Raw genomic sequence first — 12,942 nt, forward strand, 5'->3', positions numbered from 1 at the left:
CCGCAGTAAGATGAATTAGGAGGTTCACTCATGCCGTTAAGACAGGATATTAAAAAAGTACTTGTAATCGGTTCTGGTCCAATTATCATTGGGCAGGCCGCTGAATTTGACTATGCAGGCGCACAGGCGTGTACTGCTTTAAAAGAAGAAGGCTTGGAAGTTGTATTGATCAACTCTAACCCTGCTACGATTATGACGGATAAGGCAATGGCAGACCATATTTATATTGAGCCATTGACATTGGAATCCGTAAAACGGATCATTGAAATTGAAAAACCGGACAGCCTTTTGTCCACTTTAGGCGGACAGACTGGCTTGACCCTTTCCATGCAGTTGGCAAAGGATGGATTTTTGGATAAGCACAATGTAAAACTGTTGGGCGCAAACCCGGAAACCATTGATAAAGCGGAGGACCGCCAGGAATTTAAGGATACTATGGAGAAAATCGGACAGCCTTGTATCCCTTCCAAAGTAGTGGAAAATCTGGAGGATGCAAAGGCATTTGCCCATGAAATTGGCCTACCAGTAATTATCCGTCCAGCATTTACTTTGGGCGGTACAGGGGGCGGTATTGCGGAAACATTTGAGGAATTTGAAGAAATCGCCACAAACGGACTTCGCCTTTCCCCAATTACCCAAATCCTGGTGGAAAAATGCATCAGCGGTTGGAAAGAAATTGAATTTGAAGTAATCCGTGACTCCAAATCCAATGTAATCACCGTCTGCTCCATGGAAAATGTGGACCCAGTTGGGGTACATACTGGGGACAGTATTGTCGTTGCCCCTGCGTTGACTTTGAGTGACCGTGAATACCAGATGCTTCGTACTGCGGCATTGGATATCATCAATGAGTTGAAAGTAGAAGGCGGCTGTAACTGCCAGTTTGCTCTGCACCCAGAAAGCTTTGACTATGCGGTAATTGAGGTAAACCCACGTGTATCCCGTTCTTCCGCATTGGCTTCTAAAGCAACCGGTTATCCAATCGCAAAAGTGGCAACCAAAATTGCCATTGGATATACATTAGATGAAATCGTGAACCAGGTTACCGGTTCCACCTATGCTTGCTTTGAACCAGCATTGGATTATGTGGTAGTAAAATTCCCAAAATGGCCATTTGATAAATTTGTTTATGCTAAGAGAAAATTGGGAACCCAGATGAAAGCTACTGGGGAAGTCATGAGTATTGGTACCACATTTGAGCAGGCAATGATGAAATCCGTCCGTGGGATTGAATTGGGACTGGATACATTGGATCTGCCAGAGTATCAGGATAAGACAGACGCAGAAATCGAAGAGTTATTATCCCAAGTAGATGACCGCCGTATTTTTGTGGTTTACCAGGCAGTAAAACGGGGAATTCCATTTGAACGGATTCATGAGATTACAATGTTTGACGAATGGTTCCTGGCAAAATTGAAAAATATCGCGCAAATTGAGGAGATGCTGGAACATCAGGAATTAACTGATGAACTCTATGCCCGTGCGAAGGATTTTGGCTTCCTGGACAGCACCATTGAACGTCTATCCGGACAGAAAATCCAAAATAAAAAGACTGCTGTTTATAAAATGGTTGATACCTGTGCCGCTGAATTTAAGGCGCAAACACCGTATTTCTATTCCACCTATGATGAGGAAAATGAAGCGGAACAGTTTATTGAACGTACCAATACTGGTAAGAAGAAAGTAATTGTATTTGGCTCCGGTCCAATTCGCATTGGGCAGGGTATCGAGTTTGACTACTGTTCGGTACACTGTGTGTGGACGCTGAAAGAATTGGGTTATGAGGCAATTATCTGCAACAATAACCCAGAAACTGTTTCCACTGACTATAACACAGGTGACCGCCTGTACTTCGACCCAGTTTATATTGAGGATGTAGCCAATATTATTGCCACCGAAAAACCTTATGGCGTTGTGGTTCAGTTTGGCGGACAAACAGCCATTAAACTGACTAAAAAATTGCAGGAAATGGGTGTGCCAATTCTGGGGACTTCTGCCGACAGCATTGACGCTGCGGAAGATAGGGAACGTTTTGATGAAGTATTGGAGAAATGTGGAATCCCACGTCCAGCTGGTGAAACGGTATTTACAACGGAAGAAGCGTTGGCTTCTGCTGACCGTTTGGGCTATCCTGTGCTGCTCCGTCCTTCCTATGTATTGGGTGGACAAAATATGATCATTGCCCATTCTGACAAGGATATTATCGAATACATGGCGATTATTACTTCCCATGAAATTGAAAACCCTGTTTTGGTAGATAAATACATGATGGGCGTTGAAGTGGAAGTTGACGCTATCTGTGATGGAGAGGATTTCCTGATTCCAGGTATTATGGAACATATTGAACGTGCTGGAGTTCACTCTGGGGACTCGATTTCTGTCTATCCCGCACAGAACTTGTCTAAATCCATTCAGGAAACCATTATTGATTACACCCGTAAACTGGCTCTGGAATTAAAGGTATACGGTTTGTTAAATATCCAATATGTGGTATATAACGGTCAGGTATATGTCATTGAGGTAAACCCACGTTCTTCCAGAACGGTTCCATATATCAGTAAAGTAACCAATGTTCCAATGGTGGATTTAGCAACCAAAATTATGTTTGGCGCTAAATTAAAAGATTTGGGTTATGGTACAGGATTATATCCAGTAGGGGATTACGTAGCTGTAAAAGTTCCAGTATTCAGTTTTGAGAAACTGCACAATGTGGATATTCAGTTGGGGCCTGAAATGAAATCCACCGGTGAAGTTTTGGGGATTGCGAAAACCTTTGAAGACGCCCTGTTAAAAGGTCTGATTGCCGCTGGCTATGAAATGGGCGACAGACAGGACAAAAAAGGTGTGTTTATCACAGTACGTGACAGCGACAAACAGGAAATTGTGGATGTAGCGGAAAAATTCGCGGATATGGGATACACCCTTTACGCTACCGCTGGAACTGCTAGCAGATTGAACAACAATATGATCCCAACAAACGTGGTGAAAAAGATCCATGAGGATCCAGAACATAATACCATGAAATTGATTGAAAGCGGTAAAATTGATTATGTGATTTCCACCTCCGCAAAAGGTAGGATTCCAGCACGGGATAGTGTAAAAATCCGCCGTAAAACAGTGGAATTATCCATCCCATGTTTGACTTCCTTGGATACCGCCAATGCGCTGGCTGACTGTCTGGCTACTCACCGCACCATCCAAGATGTGGAAATGGTTGATATCACAAAAATTTAGCCTTGTTACGTAAGGCGAAAACCAGATTGCACCATGTGGAATTTTCGCATGGTGCAATCGTACTATCTGAATAGGAGGCCGTATGAAAACAGGAAAATATTTGGTTTTAAAAAAAGAAAACCTGGCGAAAAATACCTATAGCCTGTGGATTGAGTGCCCAGAAGTAGCACAGGAAGCACAGGCAGGCCAGTTTGTACATGTAAAAGTGGAAGGCTTTAGTCTACGCCGCCCAATCTCTATCTGTGAAGTGACAGAAAAGGCAATCCGCATTGTATTTGATGTTCGTGGAGAAGGTACAGAAGCAATGACGAGGATAAACCAAGGGGATATGATTGACTTATTGGCTCCTTTGGGCCATGGGTTTACCTTGTTGGAACCAGAGAAACCAATTGTTGTATTAGGGGGAGGAATCGGCGTTTCACCAATGTTGGAAGTGGCAAAACACTATGGAACACAAGCCAAAGCGATTATTGGATTCCAAACTGCCTCCAAAGTGATTTTAAAGGAAGATTTCACCCAATATGGCGCTGATGTGACTGTGTGTACTGATGACGGGACAATGGGCGTTCATGGTTTTGTAACCCAGGCATTGGAAGAACATTTAAAACAGAGTACCCCTGCAATGATTTATGCTTGTGGACCCAAACTCATGTTAAAGGGGATTGTGGAGATGGCAAAACAGCACAACATTCCATGCGAGGTTTCTTTGGAAGAACGGATGGCATGCGGTGTAGGAGCCTGTCTTGTATGCCAGTGTAAACTAGTGAAAAATGGGGAAGAGTTCAGTGCTCATGTTTGTAAAGATGGCCCTGTGTTCCCGGCAGAGGAGGTGCAGTTCTAATGGCAGATTTATCCGTAAAAATTGCAGGTGTTCCATTTAAAAATCCTCTAATTACAGCTTCTGGGGCATTTGGCTATGGGAAGGAATATGAGCAATTATATCCTTTAAGTATATTAGGAGGAATTTCTACTAAAGGGACTACTTTGGAACCCCGTTTTGGAAATCCAGCCCCTAGGGTTGCGGAAACACCGGCTGGGATGTTGAACTCGGTTGGGTTAGAAAATCCAGGATTAGACCACTTTATTCAGGAAGGATTGCCTTACCTGTTGCAAAAAGATGTGACCATTGTTGCAAATATTGCGGGAAGCACGATTGAGGATTGTGTGGAAGTTTGCTCCCGTTTGGACGAAACAGATGTCCATATGATTGAACTGAATATTTCCTGCCCAAATGTAAAACACGGCGGTGCAGCATTTGGAACTTCCTGCACTAGTGCGGCTGAGATTACAAAAGCCGTGCGGAAAGCGACCAAAAAACCGTTGATGGTTAAACTCTCCCCAAATGTAACCGATATTACCGAGATTGCAAAAGCAGTAGAGTCCGAAGGAGCGGATGCTGTATCTTTAATCAATACTTTGTTAGGGATGAGAATTGACATCAACAGCAGGCGTCCAATTCTAAAGCAGAATGTGGGTGGTATGTCTGGACCAGCAGTTTTTCCAATTGCGGTGCGGATGGTTTGGCAAGTTGCCAATGCAGTGAATATTCCAGTCGTAGGGATGGGTGGTATTTCCCGTTGGCAGGACGCTGTGGAAATGATGATGGCTGGAGCGGCTGCGTTCCAGATCGGTGCGGCGTTGTTCAGCAATCCGATGGCACCAATAGAAATTTTGGAAGGTCTAAACCAGTATTTAGAGGAGAATGATATTCAAACAGTACAGGAGATTGTAGGCAGTGTACAGCCCTGGTAACGATGGAAAAATAGTATTATAAATATAATGTTAGCAGTTGACCATGTGGATTGGTCGGGTTTTTATGATTATAGCTCGGTCAGTTGGTGATAAATGGGCTGTTTTTTCATAAAAGATTGTACGGTTCAGTATTTGACTGGATAGATAGCAAAGAGGAAGCAGTAGTTTCTTTAAAATAAGTTGCAGAATTTGATTGAGGAAAATCCTTTGTTCTGCACAATGATATAAAACATAAATTAGGAGATATGGTATGAAAATTATGGCGGTAGATTTGGGGGAAGCACGGACAGGGTTAGCGGTATGCGACCGTACCGAATTTTTGGCTTCTCCAATTGGCGTAATACATGAAAAGAATTTTCATATGTTGGTACAAAAGGTTGCTGTCGCCGCCAAAGAATATGGCGTGCAGATGGTGATTATTGGTTTGCCAAAAAATATGGATGGTAGTTGTGGAAGCCGTGCGGAAAAATGCCAGGAATTTGCAAATAAATTAGGGGAAGTTATCCCACTGCCGATTAAAATGTGGGATGAACGGCAGACAACCATGCTGGCAGAAAAATATTTAAATGAAAACGATATCCGTGGACAAAAGCGGAAAGATATGATTGATGAGGTAGCAGCTACTATTATACTGGAAAGCTATTTGGATTATCGGAAAAACCATCCAGAGGAAAAAGAGTCCATATAATCCTTGCATGAAAACAACAAATAAAAAAGCATCGGAGAAAAAATCTCCGATGCTTTTTTATTTGATTTAATAGGGAAGAAACCAGATAGTATGTTGTCTGGTTCCATACATGATAAAGCGTTATTCAGTGTCCTAGAATAAGCTAGTATCAGTCCTCTATGTAAGTCATCATTTCAGTAAATGATAGGATCTATTTGAGTTTTTCGATATCTTTTATATAAATAGAAACTTCCCCACATTTCGGGCAGATCGCAACTTTTGGTTTTCCCATTCTGCCACCAAATAATTTCTTTTCATCGGAAGATAGGACAATTCCATATCCAGCACCCTCCACTTTTATTGCACAGTTTTCTTTCATTTCGCTTCCACATCGAATACAATCTCTCATTTCCATACCTCCAAAATTTTCAACTATTTTATTATAATCAATAAAATGGCATAGTATCAATTTAGAAGAGATTTATTAGAACAAAGTGCGATTTGTATTTTAAGATGCAAATCTTGGTTAAAAGGCACGTCTGATTATAATGCTGCCATATAAATTTCTTTTACCTGTTCTGCATTTAATGGCATATAAGCGTGTTCCAGAGCAGAAGCTGCTTTTTGCGCCATAATATCCAGTTTTTCTGTTCCAATTCCAACTTCAGTTAAGGTAGATGGCAATCCCATCTCTTTGAAATAAGCAGCAGTTTGGTCGATTGCTTTATTTGCAATTTCATAATCATCTAAATCGGAGGAAATCCCCCATACATTAATGCCATATTCCCTGAATTTTTTAACTGTATTGTCGTTTAATACATAACGCATCCAGTGTGGAGTTAAAATCGCAAGCCCTACGCCATGGGTAATATCATAATAAGCGCTAAGTTCATGTTCCATTGGATGGACTGTCCATTCCACTACTTTTCCAAGTTTTAGAAAATCGTTAATTGCCCAACTGCTCGCCCACATCAGATTTGCCCGAGCTTCGTAATCATCTGGATGTTTAACCGCATAGGCCCCATAATGGATACAAGTCTTTAGTAGGCCTTCTGCCATACGGTCCTGCATATATCCTTGGACATTGGAAAAATATGCTTCAAAAATATGTGACATAATATCCGCTGTACCAGCCGCTGTTTGATATGCGCTTACCGTTTCTGTATAGCTTGGATCCAAAATAGAAGCCATTGGTCGCATCAAAGGATGTCCTGTACCCAATTTATCGTTAGCATCCATATCAGAAATAACAGCGAAGGTATCCATTTCTGAACCCGTTGCGGAGAGAGTCAAGATGGTGACAATTGGCAGTACTTTTGTAACACAGCTGGCATCCTGTACAATATCCCATGGATCGCCGTCATAGCATGCCCCAGCAGCTACCACCTTCGCACAGTCAATCGTAGAGCCACCACCAATTGGCAATACAACTTCAATCCCTTTTTGCTTGCAGATTTGTACCCCTTTCCGTACTGTGGTAATTCTTGGATTGGGTTCCACACCAGAAAGCTCTTCATAAGTGAACCCGTTTTCTTTTAGAATATCAGTAACACGGTCGTAAATCCCATTTTTTTTGATACTTCCGCCACCATAGACAAGCAGAACTTTATTACCGTATGGTTTTAAAGCATCCGCTAAATGTTCTATTTGACCTTTTCCAAAATAAATTTTAGTAGGAATATGATAAATAAATGGTTCCATAATTGTTTCCTCCTTATCGCGAATGATTCTATGTTTCAGTGTAACACAATTAAAATTAAAACACAATAATGATATTTACTAAAAAATTTTATTTTTGTTCTGTAATATTCCAGTATGTCAAATAGGAGGCATTCAGAGTATTTGCCAATATTATTTTTGTTTTCTTAAAATTCAACTTTATCCATATGTATATTTGTAATTTGAGTGTTTTTATGATTGATATAAGAAAAATTGATATCTAGAAATAATTAGAAACTTACAGGCGAAATCTTGAAAACAGTTGCCGTTTTAGGTTGTTTTTGGTATACTTGAAATAAGTAAAAATTACTCATATTATGCTTAAATATAGAATATGAAAGAGAAATTTGTTTGGAGGTAGCCTATGGCAGTACATCATAAAAAAGGAAAAGGAATAGCACGGCCGATACAACTGATTTTATTTTTTGTATTTGTAGCGGCGATTATTGGTTTTGTAGCTTGGATGGCGGTAAACGAGCAAGGAGATGTAAACCAATTTGAAACATCTTCTATTGCTTCTTCTGAAATAGAGTCTTCCCAAGAAACATCCTCTGAGCCTGAGGAGCCAAAAACAACTCAGGTCAGCCTAGTGGCGGTTGGAGATAACCTGATGCACGATACGGTAATTGACGGAGGGTTACAGCCGGATGGGACTTATAATTACGATTCCTATTTCCAGAACATCAAGCCGGATATTGAGCAAGCTGATGTGGCAATCATCAACCAAGAAACTATTTTAGGCGGTGCCTCTTTAGGGTATTCTGGTTATCCTTGTTTTAACTCTCCGCAAGAAATGGGAGATACTTTAGTCCGCACGGGTTTTGATGTAGTACAGCAGGCAAGCAACCATTCGATGGATAAAGGCTATCAGGGAATCCAAAACGCAATTGATTACTGGAAAACTAGCCATCCTGAGATTATGACATTGGGGTTGAACGAAACACCGGAAGAACAAAATGAAATTTCTGTTATGGAGAAAAACGGAATTAAAATGGCATTCTTAAACTATACCTATGGATTAAACGGTATCCCTTTACCGGAAGATAAGCCTTATTTAGTTGATATGCTGGATAAAGAAAAAATGGCGCAGGATATTGCCAAGGCAAAGACCATGGCGGATGTTGTGATTGTGCTTCCTCATTGGGGTACAGAATATGTATACGAGCCGGATAGTATGCAACAGGAGTACACTACGTTTTTTGCAGAGCAAGGAGTAGATATAGTCATTGGGACCCATCCTCATGTAGTGGAACCGGTGGAATGGGTTACTCGCCCAGATGGAAAACAGATGTTGGTTTATTACTCCTTAGGAAATTTAATTTCCTGTCAGGACAGGACTCCACGAATGCTGGGTGGCATGGCAAGGATTACAATACAAAAAACAGGGGAGGAAATCAGCATTACCAATGCAGGCATCACCCCATTGGTAACCCATTATGAAAGCCGCTCTAACTGGAATTTTGGTGTCTATAAATTAAATGAATACACGCAGGAATTGGCTTCCAGACATGGAATGCGTCGGCATGACAGCAGCTTTTCCTTAGAAGAATTAAATTCGTTAGCACAACAAGTATTAGGTGACTTTATTCAGTATCCAACATTAAATTGATAATGATGAATTAGAAAAAGGGCCTTTTTCGATAGAAAGGATTGGAATAGCATGAAAATAAAAGAGTTATATCAGGAAAACCAGCCTCAAATTTCTTTTGAGGTATTTCCACCTAAAAAAGAGAGTGACGCGGAAACCATTATGGCGTCATTGGATCAGATGACAGCATTAAAACCAGCTTTTATCAGCGTTACCTATGGGGCAGGAGGAAGTGGAAACAGTGGTAAGACAACTGAAATTGCTTCTGCTATTAAAAATAAATTTGGCGTGGAATCATTAGCCCATTTAACCGCAATCACAGCGAAAAAAGAAACTATTGCTGCGACATTACAGGACCTAAAAGCACACCAGATTGATAATATTATGGCATTGCGTGGGGATATCCCAGTTGATTTTACAGGAGATCCTAATGGAGATTTTTTGTATGCGAAAGATCTGATTGCCTATATTAAAGAGCAAGGGGACTTTTGTGTTGGGGCTGCCTGTTATCCAGAAGGTCATATTGACTGTGCTGATTTACAGGCTAATTATGACCATCTGTTGCAAAAACAGCAGGCTGGTGCGGATTTTTTTGTATCCCAGCTGTTTTTTGACAACCAGCAGTTCTACCGTTTCTATGAGGAAGCTAGAAAATATGGCGTTACAGCACCGTTGATTGCGGGGATTATGCCGATTTTAGGGAAATCCCAGGTTCAGAGGATGATTTTCACCTGTGGAGTAAGTTTGCCTTCTCGTATCATCCGCATTTTACATCAATATGAAAATGACCCTGAGAGTCTAAGGCAAGCGGGAATCGAATATGCCTGTGAGCAGATTGAGGATCTATACCGTCATGGAATCCATCAAATCCATGTGTATTCCATGAATAAACCACATATCGCGCAAGCCGCGAAAACAAAATTTGACCAATTGACCAAATAGGAGAGAATACATTGGAGTTTTTACCAATTGATAAACAGGAAGTGCTGCGTTATCTGGGATATCAAGGGCAGAAAATCGATGTCGGACTAGATGAAATGATTAATTCTTGTATTCAGCAATGCCAGGTATTTTCAATTCCTAGATATTGCTATCAGATTTTTGACTGCCATCCGGAAGACGACTGCATTGTGTTAGACCATACCAGCTTGCGTTTAAAAGGCAATTCTATTTATGAACATTTAAAAGATGCCAAGCGGGTAGCTGTAATGGCTGCCACTTTGGGGGCTGCGTTTGAAAAACAAATCCAAGTAGCAGAAAAAATGTCTATGACAAAAGCTTTGGTGCTGGATTCCTGCGGGACAGAATATATAGAGAAAGTTTGTGATACCATAGAGGAGGAGATCAAGCAGGTTGCCGCGAGGGAAGGATACACAACGAATTTCCGTTTTAGCCCTGGCTATGGTGATTTACCATTGGAGCAGCAGCCAGAAATTATCCGTTTATTGGATACTTCCCGAAAAATTGGATTAACTTGTACACCAACCTTGATTATGTTGCCCAGAAAATCAGTAACAGCCTTGATTGGCTTTTTACCTCAGGGGCAGCAGCAGGAAAAAGCAAAACCATGTGATATTTGCCAATTCCGTGAAACTTGTAAATTGCGAAAAGAGGGACGAACCTGTGGACGTTAAACAATATATTTCTGAACACATTTTGGTTTTTGATGGAGCAATGGGAACCATGCTCCAGAAAAAAGGATTGAAAACAGGGGACCTACCAGAATGCTTTAATATCACCCATCCTGAAATTGTTTCTGAAATCCACCGAGAATATGTTCAAGCTGGTTCAGACATTATTACCACCAATACTTTCCAGGCAAACCGTTTTAAACTGGAGCACTGCGAATATTCTGTGGAACAGCTTATTACTGCTGGTGTTAAACTGGCAAAACAATCCGGCTCTAAATTTGTGGCGTTGGATATTGGTCCTTTGGGACAATTGATGGAGCCAATGGGAACGTTAAAATTTGAGGAAGCTTATGAAGCTTTCCGGGAACAGATGGTAGCAGGGGAACAGGCTGGAGCAGACTGTATTTTATTGGAAACCATGTCCGATTTGTATGAAGTAAAAGCCGCAATTCTGGCTGCGAAGGAACATACAAAACTACCTGTTTTTTGTACCTTAACCTACCAGGAGGATGGCAGAACATTTGTGGGAGCTGACCCAGTAACAGGTACTATTACATTGCAAAGTTTAGGGGTAGATGCTTTGGGCGTAAACTGTTCTCTGGGGCCAAAAGAACTCACGCCAGTGGTAGAACAGATATTAACTTACGCTACAATTCCAGTGATGGTACAGGCAAATGCAGGTCTGCCACAAATCCGTGAAGGGCAGACAGTATATGATGTTACACCAGAGGAATTTGTTAGCTATGTTCGTCCGATGGTGGAGCAAGGCGTACGCATTATTGGCGGATGTTGTGGAACAACTCCTGATTTTATCCGGGGACTTCGGGAGGTAGCAGATCAGCTTCCAGTAGTACATAATCATCCAAAAAGAGTGACAGCAGTTACTTCTGGTACAACCACCGTCATTTTGGATGATGGTGTGACAGTAATTGGGGAAAGAATTAACCCAACCGGAAAAAAGAAACTGAAAGAAGCGCTCCGTTCCCATCATATGGACTATATTATTGGGGAAGCAATTGACCAGACACAAAGCGGGGCTGATGTACTGGATGTCAATGTGGGGCTTCCAGAGATTGATGAAGCTGCCATGATTGCAGAGGTCATCCGGGAAGTGCAGAGTGTCAGCAATCTGCCGATCCAGGTAGACAGTTCTGATATTGCGGCAATTGAAAGTGGAGTGCGTGCTTGCAATGGTCGCCCGATTATTAACTCGGTCAACGGCAAGGCGGAAAATATGGCGCAAGTATTCCCAATTGTAAAAAAATATGGTGCGGTTGTAGTGGGATTGACATTGGATGAATCTGGGATTCCACAACATGCGGAGGACCGTTTTGCCATTGCCAAAAAAATTGTAGATACTGCAGCAACTTATGGGATTCCAAAAGAAGATATTTTGATTGACTGTTTGACGTTAACAGCCTCTGCCCAGCAGGATGCTGTATTGGATACATTGCATGCGATTCAACTGGTAAAACAACGGCTTGGCGTGAAAACCGTGCTGGGTGTGAGCAATGTTTCGTTTGGCTTGCCAAACCGCCCACTGCTAAACAGCATTTTTTTATCCGCCGCATTTGGTGCCGGTTTGGACGCTCCAATTTTAAATCCAATGAGTGTGGATATGATGAAAGCAGTGGATACCTTCCGCGTTATCAACTGTCAAGATAGGGATGCTATCTATTATATTGAAAAATATGCCAATGCGGACCAGACAACAGCTGCTGTGGTAGGCGATTTGGATTTAAAAGATATGATTATCCAGGGGAGAAAAGAGGAAGCCGCTGTAAAAGTACAGGAGATGTTGCAAACCATCCCTCCATTGGATTTAATTGACCAGTATTTTATCCCTGCCCTAGATGTTGTAGGGGACCGGTATGAAAAAGGCAAGATTTTTTTGCCACAGTTGATGCAATCCGCTGAGGCAGTAAAAGCCTCTTTTGAAGTGCTAAAAGCAAATTTCTCAGAAGGAGAAAAAACCGCATCCAAAGGAAAGATTATTGTGGCAACCGTGTTAGGGGATATCCATGATATTGGCAAGAATATTGCCAAAATGCTGTTGGAAAACTACGGTTATGATGTCATTGACTTGGGCAAGGACGTGCCAATTGAAAAAGTAGTGCAGACAGCAAAAGAGCAAAAGATTCAATTAGTTGGATTAAGTGCACTGATGACAACTACGGTAAAAAATATGAAAGATACGATTACCGCTATCCGGGATGCTGGATTAAACTGCAAGGTAATGGTAGGCGGCGCAGTATTAAATGAGGAGTACGCTGATTTTGTGGGCGCAGACTATTATGTAAAAGATGGACGGGAAGGTGTTCAGATAGCACAAAGACTGTTCAACGAATAAG

At 41.6% G+C, this 12,942-nt stretch carries 10 protein-coding genes; 8 read left to right on the forward strand and 2 right to left on the reverse strand.

The window, feature by feature from the left end:
- Positions 1 to 30 precede the first annotated feature (30 nt).
- The 4 genes from carB to ruvX all read left to right on the forward strand — a co-directional run bounded on the left by carB (position 31) and on the right by ruvX (position 5,674).
- On the forward strand, positions 31 to 3,234 hold the full coding sequence (gene carB / locus H8Z77_RS11010) for a carbamoyl-phosphate synthase large subunit (protein WP_186997027.1): 3,204 nt from the start codon (positions 31 to 33) through the stop codon (positions 3,232 to 3,234).
- A gap of 82 nt (positions 3,235 to 3,316) precedes the next feature.
- The gene (locus H8Z77_RS11015; RefSeq protein WP_186997028.1) at positions 3,317 to 4,075 is read left to right on the forward strand and encodes a dihydroorotate dehydrogenase electron transfer subunit; all 759 of its coding nucleotides are present in this window, start codon (positions 3,317 to 3,319) and stop codon (positions 4,073 to 4,075) included.
- Positions 4,075 to 4,986, forward strand: coding sequence for a dihydroorotate dehydrogenase (locus tag H8Z77_RS11020; RefSeq protein ID WP_186997029.1), 912 nt, complete (start codon positions 4,075 to 4,077; stop codon positions 4,984 to 4,986). The genes H8Z77_RS11015 and H8Z77_RS11020 overlap by 1 nt, the downstream gene beginning before the upstream one ends.
- A gap of 250 nt (positions 4,987 to 5,236) precedes the next feature.
- Positions 5,237 to 5,674 carry a Holliday junction resolvase RuvX gene (gene ruvX, locus H8Z77_RS11025; RefSeq protein ID WP_186997030.1) on the forward strand — a complete coding sequence of 146 codons (438 nt, stop codon included), beginning with the start codon at positions 5,237 to 5,239 and terminating at the stop codon, positions 5,672 to 5,674.
- A 190-nt stretch (positions 5,675 to 5,864) separates the two neighbouring features.
- Here the strand turns inward: ruvX and H8Z77_RS11030 are convergent, their stop codons facing one another.
- Together H8Z77_RS11030 and H8Z77_RS11035 are read right to left on the reverse strand one after the other, a co-directional pair.
- Positions 5,865 to 6,062 (reverse strand): nucleic acid-binding protein, encoded by a 198-nt coding sequence (locus H8Z77_RS11030; protein WP_186997031.1) that lies wholly within the window; start codon positions 6,060 to 6,062, stop codon positions 5,865 to 5,867.
- A gap of 134 nt (positions 6,063 to 6,196) precedes the next feature.
- Positions 6,197 to 7,354, reverse strand: coding sequence for an iron-containing alcohol dehydrogenase (locus H8Z77_RS11035; protein ID WP_186997032.1), 1,158 nt, complete (start codon positions 7,352 to 7,354; stop codon positions 6,197 to 6,199).
- A gap of 382 nt (positions 7,355 to 7,736) precedes the next feature.
- Between H8Z77_RS11035 and H8Z77_RS11040 the strand changes: the two genes are divergently transcribed.
- Genes H8Z77_RS11040 through H8Z77_RS11055 form a run of 4 tightly spaced genes read left to right on the forward strand, consistent with a single transcriptional unit; the run spans position 7,737 to position 12,941 of the window.
- Complete coding sequence (locus H8Z77_RS11040; protein WP_186997033.1) at positions 7,737 to 8,981, forward strand: CapA family protein; 1,245 nt, start codon at positions 7,737 to 7,739, stop codon at positions 8,979 to 8,981.
- 51 nt (positions 8,982 to 9,032) lie between these two features.
- Positions 9,033 to 9,902 (forward strand): methylenetetrahydrofolate reductase [NAD(P)H], encoded by an 870-nt coding sequence (gene metF, locus H8Z77_RS11045; protein WP_186997034.1) that lies wholly within the window; start codon positions 9,033 to 9,035, stop codon positions 9,900 to 9,902.
- Positions 9,903 to 9,913: 11 nt separating this feature from the next.
- On the forward strand, positions 9,914 to 10,594 hold the full coding sequence (locus H8Z77_RS11050) for a vitamin B12 dependent-methionine synthase activation domain-containing protein (protein WP_083256326.1): 681 nt from the start codon (positions 9,914 to 9,916) through the stop codon (positions 10,592 to 10,594).
- Positions 10,584 to 12,941: a homocysteine S-methyltransferase family protein gene (locus H8Z77_RS11055; RefSeq protein ID WP_186997035.1), complete on the forward strand. Its 2,358-nt coding sequence runs from the start codon at positions 10,584 to 10,586 to the stop codon at positions 12,939 to 12,941. Before H8Z77_RS11050 ends, H8Z77_RS11055 begins: the two co-directional genes overlap by 11 nt.
- Position 12,942 lies beyond the last annotated feature (1 nt).

The organism is Clostridium facile (assembly GCF_014297275.1).
Taxonomy (GTDB): domain Bacteria; phylum Bacillota; class Clostridia; order Oscillospirales; family Ruminococcaceae; genus Massilioclostridium; species Massilioclostridium facile.

What these genes read in the sequence shown, in the direction of transcription:
- carB (WP_186997027.1), top strand. Translation starts at nt 31, where the DNA reads ATGCCGTTAAGACAGGATATTAAAAAAGTACTTGTAATCGGTTCTGGT.
- H8Z77_RS11015 (WP_186997028.1), top strand. Translation starts at nt 3,317, where the DNA reads ATGAAAACAGGAAAATATTTGGTTTTAAAAAAAGAAAACCTGGCGAAA.
- H8Z77_RS11020 (WP_186997029.1), top strand. Translation starts at nt 4,075, where the DNA reads ATGGCAGATTTATCCGTAAAAATTGCAGGTGTTCCATTTAAAAATCCT.
- ruvX (WP_186997030.1), top strand. Translation starts at nt 5,237, where the DNA reads ATGAAAATTATGGCGGTAGATTTGGGGGAAGCACGGACAGGGTTAGCG.
- H8Z77_RS11030 (WP_186997031.1), bottom strand. Translation starts at nt 6,062, where the DNA reads ATGAGAGATTGTATTCGATGTGGAAGCGAAATGAAAGAAAACTGTGCA.
- H8Z77_RS11035 (WP_186997032.1), bottom strand. Translation starts at nt 7,354, where the DNA reads ATGGAACCATTTATTTATCATATTCCTACTAAAATTTATTTTGGAAAA.
- H8Z77_RS11040 (WP_186997033.1), top strand. Translation starts at nt 7,737, where the DNA reads ATGGCAGTACATCATAAAAAAGGAAAAGGAATAGCACGGCCGATACAA.
- metF (WP_186997034.1), top strand. Translation starts at nt 9,033, where the DNA reads ATGAAAATAAAAGAGTTATATCAGGAAAACCAGCCTCAAATTTCTTTT.